The organism is Lactiplantibacillus brownii, assembly GCF_031085375.1.
Lineage (GTDB): Bacteria > Bacillota > Bacilli > Lactobacillales > Lactobacillaceae > Lactiplantibacillus > Lactiplantibacillus brownii.
Genome location: NZ_JAVCWF010000001.1, coordinates 1,936,663 through 1,956,314 on the forward strand (window position 1 = coordinate 1,936,663; position 19,652 = coordinate 1,956,314).

Below are 19,652 nucleotides of genomic sequence, written 5' to 3' on the forward strand. Positions count from 1 at the left end.
GCTCACCTGTTATCGCTTTTTCATAACATCAATGCTTTTAAGTGATTCACCGGTCCCGACCGCTACACAATCAAGTGGTTCGTTCGCAATGAAGACTGGCACCTTGGTTTCGTCAGCAATCACTTCGGAAAGATTCTTTAATAATGCGCCACCACCGGTCAAAACAATCCCATGATCGATGACGTCAGAGGCAATTTCCGGTGACGTTTCTTCAAGGGTTTCCTTGATTGCCGAAACAATTTCGGAAACGATTTCTTGAATGGCTTCTGAAACATCCGTTGCTGAGATTTCAACCGTCTTTGGTAGCCCAGTCAAGAGATCCCGACCACGAATTGTTGAACTCTCAATGTCTTCAGCTGCTTTCATCGAGGCTGAGCCGACATCCATCTTCAACTGTTCAGCCGTACGTTCACCAATCAGCAAGTTAAATTTTTGACGGACATGATAGATGATTGAATCATCGATCTTGTCGCCCGCCATCCGAATTGAACGACTGGACACGATCCCACCTAAGGAAATCGTGGCCACGTCGGTCGTCCCGCCACCGATATCGACCACCATACTACCGGTTGGATCCATGACTGGCAAGCCAGCACCGATCGCCGCAGCAAATGGTTCTTCAATGACATAAGCATCACGCGCACCAGCAACTCGGGTTGCATCGATCACTGCTCGTTTTTCAACTTCGGTAACACCTGATGGCACACAGACCATGACGTAAGGCTTGCCGTTTGAACGGCCTAATGTCTTTTGAATAAAGTATTTCATCATCGCCACAGTGGTATCGTAATCCGCAATGACCCCGTCTTTCATTGGTCGAATAGCCACAATACTTGCAGGCGTTCTCCCAATCATTTCGCGGGCGTCTGAGCCAACGGATACGATTTCACCAGTCTTCGTGTTCTTCGCAACTACAGATGGTTCCCGCAGTACGATTCCCTTGCCGTCAACATACACAATCGTATTGGCAGTACCGAGATCGATCCCGATATTCTTTGTCCCAAATCCGAACACTACATTCATCCCTTCATCAATTACAATTTAATTTTTATTAGTCATAATAGTAAGTATTATAGCATAATAGCTCAGCATTAAAAATACTGCCTGAAACCTAGCATACCGTAATCTATTAAAAAATACAGTCCCATTATTGAACTTAGATAAAATTTAACAAAAAAACGCGACTAAAGCGAACAAAACACTCGCCCTAACCCCGTTATTTTAACACATTCTATTCTGAATCCGTATTACAATTTAACAATCCTTGCTCCGCGAAACTAAAATAATCCGTGGCGCCAACCACGAAACTATCTAGGAGTGGCAAGCCTAACAGCTTGCCACCAGCGGACAGGCGTTCAGTAAATTCGGTATCTTTACCTGACGGCTCACAATCCCCACTCGGATGATTATGAGCAATCACTACCCGAGCCGTATTAGTTAGTAAGGCCGCCTGAAAAATTTCACGCGGATGGACCGGACAAGCATTCAAAGTGCCCTGAAAAACGATTTGGCGTTTCAGAATCTGATTCTTTGTATCCAAACAGATCAGTAATAACTGCTCCTGAGCGAGTCCAGCAAAATCATGTAGCAATTGTTCACCAATTTGCTGACTGCCATAAACTTGCCCTAAAACAATCCGTGGTTGGGCCTGCAACAGTCGCCCACAACGTAATGCCGTGAGCAAACTATTCCAGAGTGGATCACTGTTAGGCTGCCGCGACCAAGCCGTCACCTCAGCGGCAGGATAAGCGCCCTCGAAAGCCAAAGTAGCGGCCGCGGCGGCACTTGGATCTAAGAAGTCCCGGAAGTAGCGCTGAATCAAATGATGAATCTGTGTGCCATGATCGTCCGTGCGACCAGTTAATAAACTCATGCGAAAGCCCCCTATCTAATAGGTAGTTCCGCATTTGGGTCACGCTCGCGTTTTAAAATAAGCCCGCACATCCGAAATGAAGTAAAGTGAGCCCGTCATCAATAGCACATCTTCACTCGACATCTCACTGGTGGCGGCCACTAACGCTGACTGCCAATCCTTAAAAATGGGGGCATCGTAGTGTGCTGGTAATTCGGCCGCCAACTCATGCGGGTCCGTCGCTTGGCGCTTAGGGTTCGGGCCAGCAAATTGCGTCAACAATAAGCGAACATTCGGCAACTTAGCCAGCGTTTGAATCATTTGCGCATGCTGCTTGTCAGCCAACACCGCAAAGATCAAATAAATCGTTTGCTGGCTAAAGCGTTCCTTAATCGTCGCTGCAAGCTCGGTCACTGCTGGCTCATTGTGCGCCCCATCAATCAAAATCAAAGGCTCCTGGTTCAACCGTTCCAAACGACCCGGCCAAGTGGTATTTGCCAAAGCTTGCCGCACATCACGCGCATTGACCGGTAGTTGCAACTGGCGGTGATAGGTTAAATAGGCGGCCAATGCGACCGCAGCATTATCCACCTGGTAGTCGCCTAACAATGGTGTCGTTAGCTCTTTGAAGTGCTCCTGCTCACCATCGTAGTTAAACCGTTCTTGCCAACCTTGTGGCGGTAAAAGCTTGGTCTTAAACTCAACTCCCAATGTCTGTAAGCTCGCACCCTGCTTTTCAGCGGTTGCCACCATGACCGCCTGGGCCGCTGCGGGTAATTTTCCAACGACAACAGGCACCTTGGGTTTAATAATCCCCGCTTTTTGCGTCGCAATGGCCGTTAGTGTGTCCCCTAAAATCTGCATATGATCGTAGCCAATCGTCGTGATCGCACTCACCTTTGGCGTGAACACATTGGTCGAATCATACAGACCGCCTAAGCCAACTTCAATAATCGCAATATCGATCGGTTGGGTCGCAAAATACAAAAACATCATCGCAGTAATAATTTCAAATTCAGTCGGGCCACCCGTCGGCAATTCCGCATCCAATTTAGCTACAACTGGCTGAACCTGTTGGACCAACGTGACCAAATCAGCATCACTAATTGGTTCACCATCGACACTAATCCGCTCATTAAAACGCGTGATGAACGGCGACGTAAACGTCCCAACCGTCAAACCATCAGCCATGAATAATTCCCGTAAATTTGCAACGGTTGATCCTTTACCGTTCGTACCAGCAACGTGAATCCCGTTGATTTTAAGCTGGGGATCACCGAGTTCTTGCAAGAATCGCCGCATCCGGTCCAGCGTTGGTAGCTTTTTAAATTTTGTGCGGCCATGGATAAACGCCAAGGCCTGTGCATAATTCTCAATCAAATGAATCGCTCCTCTTTCAAACTTAGTGCGTTATAACTATCGTAATTTATTTATAATAAGTCATTAATTGTCCGTCTCCGTGGACCTGCACGTTCGCTGTGAGGCAGACCTGCAGCCAAAAAGCGGTCTGCAGGGCGTTTTCAAGCCGAAGTTCACGTCTTAAAAGTCGGCCAAACACTAACCTGGGTAAAACCGCCCAGCTAAGTGTCTCGACACGGCAAACGTGCAAGTCCACTCCGACGTTAAATAGTGATTGTAACCTAGGCAATAATAAAGTCAGGACCTAACAAAAACCCGATTAAAATCAGAATCACTTATTAGCGCAGGGCGGGCTGGATGATGCTCAGTGGTGAAATTTTTCTTTGCTGGTGGGCTTTTCCAGCTTAGAAAAAGCCCGGCTTGTGAGACCGTACTTTGGCTCACGAACGTGGCCACCACGTTCCAGCATCAATCCAGACCAACCGGAGCGGCAAATCAAGCGGACACTCATAATTCTGAACGCGACACCGCACTTAGCACTTACACCGTTAAACTTTTTAAATTCATCAAACCAAACTGTATTCGTTTTTAACCTAGTGTACGAACTTAATTTTAAGTCGTTTCAATCAAGAGCCATTGATAGTCAAAACGTGCGATAAAATGTTGCGACCGCTGCCAACTATGCCGTCTTTTATCACACGTTAATAGTTTAACCTTTTTCAGCGTCAACGACAAAAAAGTCTACCAAACCAACTGAGGTTCGATAGACTTTCTTGTTGAATTAAGCTTGCGCTTTAATATCGATCAAACGTTGCTTTGTGGCAGCAAGTTTATTTTCATTATCAGCGAGCTTTTCTTTTTCACTAGCCACAACCGCTTCAGGCGCATTCGCAACAAAGCGTTCGTTGCCTAATTTCTTAGTGGCACGCGTGACTTCACTTTCAAAGGTGGCTTGTTCCTTTTCAAGCTTTTTAATTTCTTCATTCAAATCAACCAATTCAGCTAGCGGAATATAAAGTTCGGCATCACTGATCACTTGTGTCATGGCTAATTTTGGTGCTTCCACATCCGCGCCAATCGTTAACGTCTTAGGATGTGCAAACCGGTCAATATAATCTTCGTTAGTCTTGAAGACCGTCTGCAACCGGGTGCTATCCGTCTTGATCAACAAATCAACCGCAGATGACATCTTTGCGTTGGCCTCAGCCCGAATACTCCGAACCGCCGTGATCAATTCAATCAAGGACGCCATATCACTTTCGGCAGCCTGATTATCAAATTCAGCGTGTGCCACTGGATAGTCGGCCACAACTAATGATTTACCAACATGTGGCATCGATAACCAGATTTTTTCAGTGACAAATGGCATGATTGGATGAAGTAAACGTAAGGTTTGATCCAAAACGTAGGCCAAAACATTTTGCGTATTGGCTTTAGCTTGAGCATCGTCACCGGTTAAAACGGCTTTACTCATTTCAATGTACCAGTCACAAAAATCATTCCAGATAAAGTTATACAAGGCCCGACCAGCTTCACCAAAATCAAATTTTTCAAAGCAATCAGTCACTTGTTTAACCGTCGCATTCAAACGGCTCAAAATCCATTTGTCAGCTAGTGTCCAGTCAGCTTGTGCCGGTAAAGTTGGCTTGTCCATATCACCCAAGTTCATGATGACATAACGACTGGCATTCCAAATCTTATTGATAAAGTTCCAAGCGGCGTCCATTTTTGTATAACTGAAACGGACATCTTGACCCGCTGTGGACCCATTTGACAAGAACCAACGTAAGGCATCGGCACCGTATTTCTTGATAACATCCATTGGGTCAATCCCGTTACCTAAGGACTTGCTCATCTTACGACCTTGTTCATCACGAATTAAGCCATGCAACAAGACGTTCTTAAATGGGCGACGACCAGTAAATTCAAGGCTTTGGAACATCATCCGTGAAACCCAGAAGAAGATAATATCGTAACCGGTGACTAACGTATTGGTTGGGAAGTATCGCTTAAAGTCAGGGGCATCTTCATCTGGCCAACCCATTGTTGAAAATGGCCATAAGGCACTTGAGAACCAAGTATCTAAAACATCTGGATCTTGTTCCCAGTTTTCAATATCCTTAGGTGGCTCAACATCAACATAGGTTTCCCCAGTCTTTTTATTGTACCAAGCTGGAATTTGATGACCCCACCAAAGTTGACGTGAGATGACCCAGTCATGAACATTTTCCATCCATTGATTGAAGGTTTCTTCAAAACGTTCTGGTACGAAATTGACTTTATCGTCGCCTTTTTGGTTCTTCAAGGCTTGTTCCGCTAGCGGTTGCATCTTAACGAACCATTGCGTCGACAAGCGTGCTTCAACTTGGACCCCAGTCCGTTCAGAATGCCCAACACTATGCACGATTGGATCAATCTTGATCATCAAGTCTTGGTCTTGTAAATCCTTAACCATGGCTTTACGTGCAGCAAAACGATCTAAGCCTTCATATTTACCAGCATTGGCATTCATTGAAGCATCTTCATTCATTGTGTTGATGCGTTTCAAGTCATGACGGTTACCAACTTTGAAGTCATTAGGGTCATGGGCTGGCGTAATTTTAACCATCCCAGTCCCAAATTCAGGATCAACGTAAGCATCCGCGATAATCGGAATCTTTCGTTCAGCCAATGGCAGGATAACTTCTTTGCCAACGAGTTCCTTATAACGATCATCGCTAGGATTAACGGCAACCGCCGTATCACCCATCATCGTTTCAGGACGGGTCGTGGCAATTTCAATATAATGCTTGCCATTGAACGTATAATTTTTGTCAGCGAATGGATATTTGACGTGGTAAAAGGCACCCTTATCATCTTTATGGATAACTTCAATATCGGATAAAGCCGTCCGCGCTTGTGGGTCCCAGTTGATGATGTATTCGCCACGATAAATTAAGCCTTTTTTATAAAGCGTGACAAAGACTTTCTTAACTGCATCAGACAACCCTTTATCCATCGTAAATCGTTCACGTGAATAATCTAAAGACAAGCCCATTTTGGCCCATTGTTGTTTGATGATTGACGCATATTCGTCTTTCCAATCCCAAACTTGTTGGATGAATTTTTCACGACCTAAATCGTAACGACTGATGCCTTGTTCACGAAGCTTAGCTTCAACCTTGGCTTGGGTTGCGATACCGGCATGATCCATCCCTGGTAACCAGAGCGTATCAAAGCCTTGCATCCGTTTTTGACGAATGATGATATCTTGTAGTGTCGTATCCCAAGCATGGCCTAAATGCAACTTACCTGTGACATTTGGCGGGGGCAAAACGATTGAATAAGGCTTAGCTTTTTTATTGCCCGAAGGCTTGAATAGATCTTCGTCCAACCAAGTTTGATACCGACCCTTTTCAACGGCGGTCGGATCATACTTTGTGGGCATATCAGTGGTTAAATCTTCTGACATATCGGTACGTCCTTTCTATTTTTGGCACGAAAAAAGTCCACCCATCCTAAATTAATTAGGACGAATAGACTTCGCGGTACCACCTAAATTTAAAGAGCGTTATTAGCGACGCTCAGCCACCGAGCATTGCCCAGCTAATCACAGCATGCGTTTTTGGCATGTTGTGACTAGCGTAGCAAGCACAGGTTGCTGTCGCTAATAGCGCGTTTCGGCAATTTAGCTTCGCCGCGCTACTCTTCACACTTAAACATTATTGTTAACGAACGGTGTATCCGTCCGGTCGACCCTACTACTATTTCAGGCCAACAGCTCGCAAGCTACTTTCATTCAAACTGACAACGAAAACTTACAGCCCCGTTTTCTTTCTGCAGATGTCACTCAAAACTACTCTCTTGCTCATCGCTTGAATGTTCCTATTGTAATCAATTTATAATCCGGCGTCAATGCTTATTCAAATTGCTTCAACGCATCTAAAGCGGCCACGTAGTTTGGTTCATGCGTCATTTCAGGCACGATTTCGTGGTAAACCACTTTACCGGCAGCATCAACGACATAAATGGCCCGAGCTAACGTCCCATTGTTTGGCAAGTATAAGTTAGTGGCATAGCCAAAGGAAAGTTCTTCATCGGAAACGACCGTCAAATTTTTGACGCCTTCCTTGGCACACCAGCCAGCCTGATCCGCAATCGAATTGTTAGAAACCGCCAAAAATTGAATATGTGGATATTGGTCGGCTTGTTGATTGAACTTTTTCGTTTGAATTGAGCAAACCCGAGTATCAATATCGGGCATCACACTAATCAACGCGGGCTTGCCTAAAATATCTTTGGTCTTGAGTTTCTTATCATGGGTCGTGAACACTTTGAACTTCGGCAATTGGTCGCCATCCGTCAACGGTTCACCGACTAAATCTAACGGCTGATCATGAAATAATACTTGCACAGCAAACACCCCTTCAATAACTTGATTAAGCTAACGTTTACTAGTTTAACTAGTATGCTTCAAATGTACCGCAAACTCCCGCCAGTCGCAAATAATAACTTTAGAATCGCCTCGATTTATCAAAACAACTGGATACTGATTAACCGTCTGCTTTTGCCGCCAGCGATTTGAGCGCTGAGCATGATTTTAAAATACGTTGTAAAAAAAACTCGTGTCAGCGAATGTGCTAACACGAGTTTGATTGAGCGATAGTCATTTTTCAACACGCAACTTGTTTAGTTTGGTGCTTAATCGCATGCTGGTCGCTTACAATAGTTCTGCAAAGACTTCTTCTTGAGTGTTCATATAATTCTCGCCGGGCTTGATTTCAGTAATCTTAATCCCGTCCATGGCACGTTGCATTAATCCTTCCACGTCGATTCGTTCTTCGTAAGCACGAGAACGATCGAGTTTTGGATGTGTTTTAGGTGCTGGCGGCGCGAAAATTGTACAACAATCTTCGAATGGCATGATTGACAAGTTGTAGGTGTCAATCTCTTCAGCAATCTTGATAATCTCGGTTTTATCCATTGAGATCACCGGCCGTAAAACTGGCAAAGCAGTGACGTCATTAATGGCAATCATACTATCCATCGTTTGTGACGCAACTTGTCCTAAAGATTCACCGTTAAAAATGGCTTTACCATGACGTTGGCGGGTCACAGCATCCATCAAGCGCATCATCAAACGGCGTTGTACCGTCATCAAATAGCCTTCTGGCACCTTTTCTTTGATTTCTTCTTGAATCTCGGTGAAAGGAATCTGAATGAATTTAACACTTCCAGAATAGCTCGCTAAAGTCGAGGCTAATTGTTTCGCCTTGGCGAGGGCCTGTTCACTAGTATATGGCGGACTGAAGAAATGAACCATTTCCATGTCAACGCCACGCTTCATGCCAAGATAACCCGCAACGGGCGAGTCAATCCCACCAGATAACATCAACATCCCTTTACCAGCGGTACCAACGGGTAATCCGCCAGCGCCTTGGATTGTCTCGGATGATAAGAAAATCCCGTTTGGACGAACTTCGACACGGATCACAATATCTGGTTGCTTCATTTTAACTTGGATGCCGTCAACGTGGTCCAAAATCTGACCACCTAACATATCATTGATGGCATTCGTATCGTATTCAAAAGTATGATCAGAACGACGCGTATTTACTTTAAACGTCATCCCCGGTTCAAATTGTGCTTGAACCATTTCAATCGCCGTCTGATAAACTGCGGCCATATCCTGTGGCACCCGGATACTTGGTGAGAAGTTTTGAATTCCGAAAACCAATTTTAGCCGTCCCATGACCTTGGTGGCATCTTCACCGTTTAAGGCGATGTGCATCCGGTCACGATCCGCATGAACTTTGAGTTCCGGAAAATCGTGCAGCGCTTTGCGGACGTTACGCCCTAAACTATCGATAAAATTACGTTTGTTTTTACCCTTAGTTGAGAGTTCGCCGTAACGCACCATTATTTCAGTGTATTGCATGAATTATTTCCTTTCAGTTAAGCGTCAGCATTTATTTTAGAAAATCGTTTATATAACTTATCAAAAACTTGATTAAACTCGTCAGCTTCGGCCAAAGTGTTGTGTTCATCCAAACTAATTCGAATGGCACTCGTGGCGACTGCTTCAGGGGTATGCATCGCCATTAATGTGCTGGAAGCCAGATGCTTCTTGGAAGAACAAGCACTCGTCGTTGAGAGATAAATGCCCTGATCTTCAAACGCATGGACGATGGTCTCACCACGAACCCCATTGATCGTAAAACACAAGATATGTGGCGCAAAACCAGTCGTCGGCTGACTAAAAATCGTGACTTTTGGAAAAGTTTTAATGTGATCATAAACGCGTTGCTTGATTGCGCGTTCACGAGCGACCTTTTCAGTCTCATCAGTCAATAACAATCGTAAGGCTTTCGCCATACCAGCGATTGCTGGTAAGTTTTCAGTCCCAGAACGCCAGTTGTTTTCTTGACCACCACCGGTCATTAATGGGGCTAATTTTCGACCTTGGCGCGCGTAAATGAAGCCAATACCGCGTGGCGCATGGAATTTGTGCCCGGAGAAGGTCACAAAATCCACCCGATCATTCATGATCATGTCTTGGATGCCCTTACCGATCCCTTGAACAGCATCAATGTGGAAGTGAATTTTCGGATAAGCCTTCAATACCTCGGCCACTTCTGTCAATGGTTGAATCGTGCCAATTTCATTGTTGACCGCCATGACCGAAACCAAAATGGTGTCTGGCCGAATCGCGGCTTTCAAATCAGCGATTGAAATCCGGCCTTCTTTATCAACGGGTAAGTAAGTCACGTCAAAGCCGAGCTCTTTGAGTTGTTCCATTGAATTATGAATAGCTGGATGTTCAACAGCCGTTGTAATCAGATGTTTCCCAAATGTCCGTTTTTCCATGGCTGTCCCTTTGACGACCCAATTGTCGCCTTCCGTACCGCCAGAAGTAAAAAAGATTTCATTAGGTTTCGCACCAATTAAATCCGCAATTTGTTGGCGTGATTGTTCCAATAAATGGAACGCCGTCTCACCAAAATTATGCAAACTAGATGGGTTGCCCCAAACTTGTTGTGAGACTTTTGTGTAGGTCTCAAGTACTGATGGTGCAACTTTAGTTGTCGCACTATTGTCAAAATAAATCATTCTAAAGCCTTCACTTTCCCTAAAAGTCGTGCTGGAAACATTGGAGCTGTCATAAGTGTTAACTTGCCACTCGAGTTGGCTAGATTACTGCCGGAACGTGGTAGCCAACAGAGACAACCGATTATCAATTGAACTAACTATGACTAGAACAACGCCTAAGCACTTACTTTCGATAAGAATTCTTTGCAATTATACCAAATAACCACTATGAAACAAGCCTTTTTGTTTCACAACACCCAAAATAGGCGAACAAAAAAGTTTGGGAATTCCCAAACTTTCAGTGGTCAGCTATTCAGGTTCTGTTTGCTTTTGCGCGTAATAACTATCTTCAATCCGCTTGTATGCACCGGCATCGATCTTATCAATGGCCGTCGCAATCACTTCCAAGCTATGTGCGTAGTCATGTTCTTCATTAAATAGTCGCTGGGCTTCCACACTGGCAGCCTGCACGTCTTCATGATTCGTCTTGTAACGGTTCGCGTATTGCAACAGCTGTTCTGACAAGACGGCCGAATCAATTAAATCATTGGTTTTTTCTTTAAGTGTTGCCATATCGGACTGAATGACGATCAGTTGCTTCGTGATATCATCCATATTAATCACTAACTTATTGATATCATGATCTAAACGTTCAATTTCCTTAGTCACAACCATGAAATAATCCAAGTAATCTTTTGGCAAGCCAGGCAAGTTTAAGTTCTCCACTTGCCGCTTGATGGCATGGATTTCAAAATCAAATCGTTGCAACGTGTCATGTGCCTTAGACTCTTCTGCAGCTAGGCCGGCAACACCATCATTAATCGTGACTTGTTCTTCTTCGATACCTTTTAATTGTTTATCTTGTTCTGCATAGTGGTTAGCGATTTGACTAAAGATGGCTTGATGCGTCGTCAGTGCAGTCGTGTCCGCCTGATAAACATCCTGAATATTTTTCAGCTGTTCGCCAAGTTCACGTGTCCGTTCAACTTCATGATCGTTCAACGTATAGCTCTGTGCTAATCGATCTAACTCAACTTGTAAACGTTGATTTTGGTTCGTCGCATGCGTTAAAAACTGGCTGATTTCGTCTTGTTTTTGATCAACAACTGCTTTAGCATCAATCTCAACTTGCATGACGTCATACAAATGATCGATTCGCTTTTCAATGGCATGGTTACCAGCTTCAGCATCCGAGACCTTTAACGCCCCTAACAACTTGGTGTTGTCGGCAATTGCTTTGGTCAAGGCTTGAATTTCAGGTTCGATTTTAGCCACTTCAAAGTGAAAATGTTGATCGATCAATTGCCGATAACCCGTTTCAAGTTCCTTTAATTGATCCGGAAAACCACTCACTAAGTCCTTGTAAATCGGTGGAATACGGTCGATATCCATTTCTAAAGCACTCGTATCGTGCCGCAATTGGTCCAAGACTTGTTCGGCAGCATCGTGATCGCCAGCCTTCGCCAATTGAGAAAATTTGTCAAAGTCACTTTCTAAGTTCGCCAGCCGGTCTTCCAACCGGTCAATGCTTGGTCCAAAGGAAAAGTTTTGCGATAACAAAGTTTTCCGTAGATCCTGATATTTCTTTTCCAAACTCGCAACGGCTTTGCGGTGAGCTTGATCGGCATCATCTAATGCTTGTAAGCCTTCGTTTATTGACCCAATTTTCGTTTCAATCACGGTCAATGAGGCGGTGACTTTTTTAATATTTTGGTTAGCGTCCATAAATTTAATACTGTGGGCGGCGGCGGTAATTTGTGTGAGGCGCTCACTAATGGCTGGCAAGCGTTCTTCACGCAAAGCCTGTCCATCATGTTGCAATGTTTCTAGTTTCGCCAATGATCCGCCGGTCAATCCAAGACCTTCGATTTTTTCAAAGTCAGTCGCCTGAGTCTGTTCAACTAACGCTTGCTGCCGCGTCGTTAACTGTCGAACTTGTTTATCTATGTACAGTTGAAAGCCTTTGATCGCAGCGTAAATCACAAGCGCGACAACCACAATACCGATTGCTACTTGCATATGAATACCCCTTACTTAAATTAAATTAATGGCTAATGGTTTGGTTGCGGATTCACCCTGCCGAACCGCAACCTTGCTTTTTGCTTAATTTCCAATTAAAATCTAACCTAAATTATAGCATACCCGCAATTATCAATCAGTATGAAATTAATAACTTATAGGAGGATTTTCATGTCAGAGACACAAACTTCACTCATGAACCAACAATTAGACGCCTTACTTTATAACGAAACCAATTTGGTGGCTAATCTAGCCAACGCCAGTGCATTAATTAATGATACATACACAGACCTCAATTGGGCTGGGTTTTATTTATACGATTCCGCGACCGATAGCCTCGATTTGGGACCATTTCAAGGTAAGGTCGCTTGCATGCATATCAAAGTTGGCGCCGGTGTTGTTGGGACGGCTTTTAAGGATCAACAGATCCATCGCGTGGCAAATGTCCATGATTTTCCCGGACACATCGCTTGCGATAGTGCCAGCAACTCTGAAATCGTCGTGCCGTTAACTAAAAATGGACATCAAATTGGCGTCATGGATATTGATTCCCCTTCCCTCGACCGTTTTACCACTGAAAATGAACTCGAGTTGGCCGAATTTGCGAAGATTCTCGTACAACACATTGACTAAGTAAGGTCAGCATGCTATGCTACTCTTTGTGTAAAATAATGCAGCAGTGAGTGGGTAAGCTCGTCAACAGATTGGTGCCAAATTTTTGGTCAGTTAGTAACCTGCGGCTGCAATGGTGAAACCTGCAGTCCAATCTGAACGAATATCGAACTCACATCGGATTATTTTACTCCAACTAAAATTATTGGAGGATACAACATATGTCTCGTTATACAGGTCCAAGTTGGAAGATCTCCCGTCGTTTGGGAATGTCTCTTTCAGGTACTGGTAAAGAATTAGCTCGTCGTCCTTATGCTCCTGGTGATCATGGTCAAGGTCGTCATTCAAAGCTTTCTGAATACGGTACGCAATTACGCGAAAAGCAAAAGTTACGGATGATGTACGGTTTAACTGAACGTCAATTCGCCAACTTATTTATCAAAGCTGGTAAAATCCGCGAAGGTAAGCATGGTGTTAACTTCATGATCTTACTCGAACGTCGTTTAGACAACATGGTCTACCGTTTAGGTTTGGCAACGACTCGTCGTCAAGCTCGTCAATTGGTAAACCATGGCCACATCACTGTTGATGGCAAACGTGTTGACATTCCTTCATACGAAGTTAGTGTTGGCCAAGTTGTCTCAGTACGTGAAAAGTCTAAAAAGTTAACGGTTATCACTGGCGCTGTTGAAGCCGTGGTTTCACGTCCTAACTTCGTTCAATTCGATGCTGACAAACTTGAAGGTTCATTAACTCGTTTACCAGAACGTGAAGAACTTGAAGCAGATATCGACGAATCACTTATCGTTGAATACTACAACAAACTTTAATTTCTGGTTATTAAAAACGCGTCGCATTTGCGGCGTGTTTTTTTGTGTCTCGTGATAAAAAGCATTGCCGCTCCGGTTGGCCTGGACTGATGTTGGAACGTGGTGGCTACGTTTGTGAGCCAAGGGGCAGTCTCACAAGCCGGGCTTTCTCTAAGCTGGCAAGACCCCAGCAAAGAGAAATTTCACCACTGAGCCTCATTCCAGACCAACCTACGCTAACCCAGCGCCTCAATATTGATTGGGTTTTCGGGATATTAAGAGCCATAATCACTATCTAACATCGTAATGAACCAGTGGCTGCACAGCGAATGAACTGGTCAATGAAGACGGCGGCGTTTACGCTCTTGAACGTTAAGAGCTATTTGCAACCACCCACAATAGGCTAACTACCAATTATCAGTCAGTCTTCAGCCTTAGTTTTGCCATAATCGCTAAATAAATCGGTAAGAGTGTTGTAAACGTTGCTTGAATATAAGCTAATTGACCCGCTTCATCCGCTAATAATGGTGAATCCAGACTAATCGCACGGCCAGCAACTAACTCGCTGTGCTTGTACTGCGCAAATTTATTAAGCACCCCATCAATATTGGCTGATGTGGCGACTCGCATTTCAGCGACCGTGTGATCATGACTAATTAAATAATCAGCGGGCAAGTGGCGATATAATTTTTGTAATTCCGCGGGGGTTAAACTAGCCTGTACCCTTACCTTACTTTCGTCCAACAAATCCAAATAGCAAAATAACCGATCCGGCCATAGTCCGAGTTCGAAATGTGGCAATGCCTTGTAACGCCGCGGATCTTCACTAAATGCGACCCAAGTGTCGACCGGTGGATTTTTAAAACGTCGCAAGTGTTTGGCGATATGCGGGTAAAACGTCTGCCCACCTGCTTGTAGCACGGGCAAAATTTGTGGCGTCACTGCCTCAAATTTTGGATCAATCACCGTTCTAATTTGGGTCATTCGACCGGCTAAGGTGGGGTCATTAAATAAGTCAAAGTCTGCTTTAGTAAACACAACGTTCCCTGCTTTCGTTTTTCGCTTTTAACTCTGGAACATGCTACAATTGTATGATAATCGTAGAAAGGATGTTTGACAATGGCTGACAAAGATATGCAACCGGTTGATCGGATTCAAACCGCGATGCACGGGACCCCACAACTCCACCCCGATGAACAGAATAAATATCTCGGGACATTTCGCGAACGCGTCGAAGTTGCCGTCACCGTCTACCAAATCAAGCGCCATCACTACGTTGATCAACTCAACGTGGCCTTTACAATGCATCCGGATTACCGCTTGTACATTAATGGCAATCTTGATCAAGACATACTCGGTCCCTACCTGCAAGCTGCGGCGAAAGCTGATATTCAATTCACCATCAAGACGGATGATATTTATCGAACGGGCGATGCTAATTACGCCCTCGTCTTCACGGCTGATCAGGCAATCAACCAAGAGGTGATTGATATTGATCACCGTTATCAACCTGAATCCAAGCAACAAGCACACCCCAAAGAAGGGCACGGCTTGTTCGGAAAACTTAAAAAGTTATTCTAAATAAAAAGACAGCCACGGCCTTAGATTTGGTCAGTGGCTGTCTTTTTAACTACATTTCCGGAAATAACGCTGACAACAATTTTGCAGTCACTGGTTGCGCCGCACCAAACATTGGAAAACAATGCGGGTAAAGATAAGGTGCCGCATGAATACCCAGATAAACCGCCATTTCAGGATGCTCTGGCGTCAATTCAGCATATAAATTGGGAATCATGACATCGAAACCGGCAACTTTTAACTTTAAATCTGCCGCTAACTTCTCGACCGCCGCGATATAGGACGGATGCATGTCCGCGGTTGCGTCCAAGACATCGGCACCATTACCAAAAGTGGCGTCCTCTCGCAATAAAATCTGTGTTCCTCGACTCACGACTGAATCCAAATCTAAATGGTAAGACTCTAACCGATAACGTTCGACCGTTCCTAACTTCAATTCCGACTGAGGATACGCCAAGGCGGTGCCCCGTAGTTCGCGCGCATTCTTGCGGTCAAGTAGTGCCTGTACCGTTGAACGCCCATCGCCCACAATGTTAGCAGGGATTCGTTCGACAATGGCCTGTACTTTACCATCAATCACTAAGAAACGATAACTGGAGCCGACGATTAATGCTTCAGCCATCACCGACTTAGTTTGCTCGAATAACTGGCGGACGACTTGTTCAAATAGGGCTCGTTTGGGCATGATCCGGAAAGCAGCGACAGCTCTCGTCGTATCCGTCCCTTTCAAGACGATGCCACCGCCTTGGGCATACCGGTCATAATCATCAATGAGCTGGTTAGCCGATCGATATGTCTGTGAAGCCGGCACCTGTCCACCGTGTTCAGCAATAATCTGCTTTGCAGCAACCTTGTGAGTCAAGACGGTCGTCAACGCCTGCGGATTCAAATCAGTACCACTACCATTAACGACAATTTGTGCTTGGTCAGCATGCGTCAAGCGCATAATAGCGGCATGCGCATCCACAACTGCGACCTTGATACCACGAGCTAAGGCTTGTTCCGCCAAAAGTTGACTGGATAGGTCAAGCTGCGTAAACCCTGGCAAACTAAAAGGTTTCGTTTGGGCTTCCGCTTGATACTGCTGCGCCTGCTTAGTTGCCCAGGCCAATGGATCAGCTTGGGCCGCAATTTTAGCACTAGGCGTCTGTTTAGGATCACTGACCCGTTGTTTCAAATGGGTTAATAAGACCGCGTCGCTAGCTGGTAAACCATGTGTTTTAACAAAATCCTTCAACGCATCCAGCACTTGTAAAGCCGGCTGAGCTTGAGCACTCGCGGTCGTTGGATTCTCCATGGTGACTTGCGCACTTAATTGGTCGGCTTGCGCGCTGACTTGACTGACCATCGCTGCTGGTAAGGCTGGCATCATCACAAAATAACTCGCCAATAAGCGAATGAATTCAATCGCATTATGATCCACACCAGTCGTGAGAGTTGGATCAAGGTCGAGTCCCTGATATTCCAAATAATAAACGCCTTGTCGACCGAGCGTTGTCAACTGACCTGTACTGCGAAAACGAACCGGACCATCAAAATCACTGATTGACAGTAATTTTTTGTTTTGAACATCGGCCTGCAACTTCGCGACATAGCGGTCAATCGACGTGTAGTCCCCTTTGACCTGACTGTATCGCCCAGCTGGCGCATGGACACTACTCCGTTGGCGTTTAGACTGCGTATCAGTAATTTGTAACGTTGGCGTGGCGCCAAATAAATATTGGATTAACCAATTCATGCGCACAAAACCTTGTGCCACTTTCAAATAAATGGCATTACGAAACTCAACATAACTTGAGTAATGTTGATGAAAGGTTTCTGAATATAAGCGCGTAAATAATTGTTCATTAAAGCTTAAATTGACGTGGACGCCAGTCGTCATTAATTTGGTTATATCATAATGATTAGCTTGCTGCTGGCGCCGTTTAAAGCCCACCTCATCGGCCTCTGACAAAGGAATCTGTTGCAGATCAGCTGGCAATACCGGTGTGCTTGATAACGGCCATAAATAGTCATCAGCTGCCAAAGCTCGGCGTGCGGTCGTATTTAATCCTGCCAAATACGCTAACAATTTAGTTAGATCTGACATTGCAGGCGTGGTTAATTTTAATTGTGTCTGAGCGAAAGCATTGTGGATCTGTGGATTCTGGCGCTGGTCGCCGAAAACTTTAGGATACGGTTGCATAGACAGGACGCCCTGTGCATTGACGCGTTGCATCGTGACTTCTAAGCCCAAATTCGACTGGCTCACTAATGGCACCAATTGGTAGTGCATAATTGCTTTTCCGACTGCATCGACTTCCATATTTTTATCCATCCTTATTATCTTGATAATTTCGTTGTATCATACGGCACGCCATCGGTCAACGTTGAAACCAATCAATCGGCGGAAGTAACGGGAAATGCTATAATAATTAAGACTAGTTTTACAAGGGAGGTTATCATGCAACAACCATTAGCTTATCGGATGCGTCCCAAAACGATTGAAGAAGTCGTTGGGCAGCAGCATTTAGTGGGCCCGGGAAAAATCATTGCACGGATGGTCAAAGCCAAGCGCTTATCTTCCATGATTTTATATGGCCCCCCGGGTACTGGCAAGACCAGTATCGCGAGTGCCATTGCCGGGTCAACAAAATATGCTTTTCGGATGCTCAACGCCGCAACCGATAGTAAAAAGCAATTACAAATTGTCGCTGAAGAAGCGAAAATGAGTGGCACGGTTATCTTACTGTTGGACGAAATCCACCGATTGGATAAGACCAAACAAGACTTTCTGCTCCCCCATCTCGAAAGCGGCCGCATTATTTTGATTGGGGCGACTACTGAGAATCCTTACATCAGTATTAATCCCGCCATTCGGAGTCGGACACAGATTTTTGAAGTCCACCCACTCACGCCTTCGGATATTGAAACGGCCGTTAAACGCGCCTTAACCGATACCGAACGTGGTTTAGGTCAGTATCACGTTGATTTAGAACCAGCGGCCATGCATCATCTGTGTACCGCGACTAATGGTGATCTACGGAGTGCCTTGAATGGTTTAGAGTTAGCGGTCTTGTCATCGACTGATTCTGAACAAACTGGTGTGACGATCACTCAGAAAATTATCGAAGAATGTTTACAAAAGAAAGCCCTCTCCGCGGATAAAGACGGTGATGCCCATTATGATGTGATTTCTGCTTTTCAAAAATCGATTCGTGGTTCGGATGCCAACGCCGCCTTACATTACATGGCACGCTTGGTTGAAGCTGGCGATTTAAAAAGTATTTTACGCCGTTTGATGGTCATCGCCTATGAGGACATTGGTCTAGCCAATCCACCCGCATGCGCGCATACCGTCGCAGCCTGTCAAGCCGCGGACCAGCTTGGGTTACCCGAGGCTCGGATTCCGCTCGCCAACGCGGTCATCGAACTCGCCTTATCGCCAAAATCTAACTCAGCCATGGGGGCGATTGATGGGGCGCTCGAAAAAGTTCGTCAGGGCCATTTTGGCGATATTCCAGCGGATTTGAAAGACGCTCACTATGCTGGTGCGGCTAAATTAGGCCATGGCGTCGGTTATGTCTATCCGCATGACCATCCCGGTGACTGGGTGGCACAGCAGTATTTGCCAGACGCCATCAAGGGTGCCGAATACTACCAGCCTAAAACGAACGGGCGCTATGAAACTGCCCTTGGGGAACAATACAAAAAATTATTAAAGGCTAACCAGCAAAACCGTTAACATCCGCATCATCAGTACAATCGTTGCAACTTTTATTTTAATATGCTAGACTAATAGTCGAAATTACTAAGGTGTGCGCATTGCTCTAAATAAAGTGTTGCCGAACAATTAATATTACTTTGGGATTGGCTTCAGGTAGTAATCATAACATGCCTTATCATTTGGTAGTTAGAAAGCTATACAGCCGATCCCACCTGCTTGACGCGGGTCAATACTGAAGGGCGACTAACGGCACTACTAGTTTTTTTCGGAAGGAAACTTCCGTGGGTCAGGACTTGTCCTGGCCCTTTTTTGTTGACTGTAATCACGACCTAATGCCTCCATTGATATTGATTGGCATAGCTTACCGCTCCGGTTGGTCTGGATTAATGCTGGAACGTGGTGGCCACGTTTGTGAGCCAAAGAGCGGTCTCACAAGCCGGGCTTTTCCTAAGCTGGAAAGTTCACCAGCAAAGGAAAATTTCACCACTGAGCATCATCCAGCCCGCCCTGCGCTAGTCGGTAACTAACCCAATATCAATTAACTTTTTTGTGGGAACTAAGATTAATGATACTTTGATTACAACTACTATCTGACGTCGGAGTGGACCAGTATGTTCACCGTGTTAAGACACTTAGCTGGGGGATTCTC

14 protein-coding genes and 1 other annotated feature are annotated in these 19,652 nt (G+C 45.0%); of the genes, 4 read left to right on the forward strand and 10 right to left on the reverse strand.

Going from position 1 to position 19,652, the window contains the following annotated elements; genetic code table 11:
• Window positions 1–9: 9 nt before the first annotated feature.
• From RA086_RS09190 to ezrA, 8 genes are all read right to left on the reverse strand, one after another.
• Window positions 10–1,014, reverse strand: a complete 1,005-nt coding sequence (locus tag RA086_RS09190) for a rod shape-determining protein (protein ID WP_308703503.1) — start codon at window positions 1,012–1,014, stop codon at window positions 10–12.
• A gap of 217 nt (window positions 1,015–1,231) precedes the next feature.
• The gene (locus tag RA086_RS09195) at window positions 1,232–1,873 is read right to left on the reverse strand and encodes a JAB domain-containing protein (protein WP_308703504.1); all 642 of its coding nucleotides are present in this window, start codon (window positions 1,871–1,873) and stop codon (window positions 1,232–1,234) included.
• A gap of 39 nt (window positions 1,874–1,912) precedes the next feature.
• Complete coding sequence (locus tag RA086_RS09200) at window positions 1,913–3,232, reverse strand: bifunctional folylpolyglutamate synthase/dihydrofolate synthase (RefSeq protein ID WP_308703505.1); 1,320 nt, start codon at window positions 3,230–3,232, stop codon at window positions 1,913–1,915.
• A 760-nt stretch (window positions 3,233–3,992) separates the two neighbouring features.
• The gene (locus tag RA086_RS09205) at window positions 3,993–6,662 is read right to left on the reverse strand and encodes a valine--tRNA ligase (protein WP_308703506.1); all 2,670 of its coding nucleotides are present in this window, start codon (window positions 6,660–6,662) and stop codon (window positions 3,993–3,995) included.
• Window positions 6,663–6,715: 53 nt separating this feature from the next.
• Window positions 6,716–7,071: a binding site (T-box leader), on the reverse strand.
• Window positions 7,072–7,109: 38 nt separating this feature from the next.
• Complete coding sequence (tpx, locus tag RA086_RS09210; RefSeq protein WP_308703507.1) at window positions 7,110–7,604, reverse strand: thiol peroxidase; 495 nt, start codon at window positions 7,602–7,604, stop codon at window positions 7,110–7,112.
• A 306-nt stretch (window positions 7,605–7,910) separates the two neighbouring features.
• On the reverse strand, window positions 7,911–9,128 hold the full coding sequence (thiI, locus tag RA086_RS09215; RefSeq protein WP_308703508.1) for a tRNA uracil 4-sulfurtransferase ThiI: 1,218 nt from the start codon (window positions 9,126–9,128) through the stop codon (window positions 7,911–7,913).
• A 17-nt stretch (window positions 9,129–9,145) separates the two neighbouring features.
• Complete coding sequence (locus RA086_RS09220; RefSeq protein ID WP_308703509.1) at window positions 9,146–10,300, reverse strand: cysteine desulfurase family protein; 1,155 nt, start codon at window positions 10,298–10,300, stop codon at window positions 9,146–9,148.
• Window positions 10,301–10,588: 288 nt separating this feature from the next.
• Window positions 10,589–12,298: a septation ring formation regulator EzrA gene (gene ezrA, locus RA086_RS09225; protein ID WP_308703510.1), complete on the reverse strand. Its 1,710-nt coding sequence runs from the start codon at window positions 12,296–12,298 to the stop codon at window positions 10,589–10,591.
• 171 nt (window positions 12,299–12,469) lie between these two features.
• On the opposite strand from ezrA, the gene RA086_RS09230 reads away from it, so the two are divergent.
• Window positions 12,470–12,931 (forward strand): GAF domain-containing protein, encoded by a 462-nt coding sequence (locus RA086_RS09230; RefSeq protein ID WP_308703511.1) that lies wholly within the window; start codon window positions 12,470–12,472, stop codon window positions 12,929–12,931.
• Window positions 12,932–13,131: 200 nt separating this feature from the next.
• Window positions 13,132–13,740 carry a 30S ribosomal protein S4 gene (gene rpsD / locus RA086_RS09235; protein ID WP_308703512.1) on the forward strand — a complete coding sequence of 203 codons (609 nt, stop codon included), beginning with the start codon at window positions 13,132–13,134 and terminating at the stop codon, window positions 13,738–13,740.
• 396 nt (window positions 13,741–14,136) lie between these two features.
• On the opposite strand, the gene RA086_RS09240 is transcribed toward rpsD, so the two are convergent.
• Window positions 14,137–14,757, reverse strand: a complete 621-nt coding sequence (locus RA086_RS09240; protein WP_308703513.1) for a DUF1054 family protein — start codon at window positions 14,755–14,757, stop codon at window positions 14,137–14,139.
• A gap of 81 nt (window positions 14,758–14,838) precedes the next feature.
• On the opposite strand from RA086_RS09240, the gene RA086_RS09245 reads away from it, so the two are divergent.
• Entirely contained in the window at window positions 14,839–15,300 is a 462-nt protein-coding gene (locus tag RA086_RS09245) for a YueI family protein (protein ID WP_308703514.1), read from the forward strand.
• Window positions 15,301–15,349: 49 nt separating this feature from the next.
• Here RA086_RS09245 and gshAB read toward each other — a convergent pair whose 3' ends face one another.
• The gene (gene gshAB, locus RA086_RS09250; protein WP_308703515.1) at window positions 15,350–17,602 is read right to left on the reverse strand and encodes a bifunctional glutamate--cysteine ligase GshA/glutathione synthetase GshB; all 2,253 of its coding nucleotides are present in this window, start codon (window positions 17,600–17,602) and stop codon (window positions 15,350–15,352) included.
• A gap of 138 nt (window positions 17,603–17,740) precedes the next feature.
• Between gshAB and RA086_RS09255 the strand changes: the two genes are divergently transcribed.
• The gene (locus tag RA086_RS09255; protein ID WP_308703516.1) at window positions 17,741–19,021 is read left to right on the forward strand and encodes a replication-associated recombination protein A; all 1,281 of its coding nucleotides are present in this window, start codon (window positions 17,741–17,743) and stop codon (window positions 19,019–19,021) included.
• The last annotated feature ends 631 nt before the right edge of the window (window positions 19,022–19,652 follow it).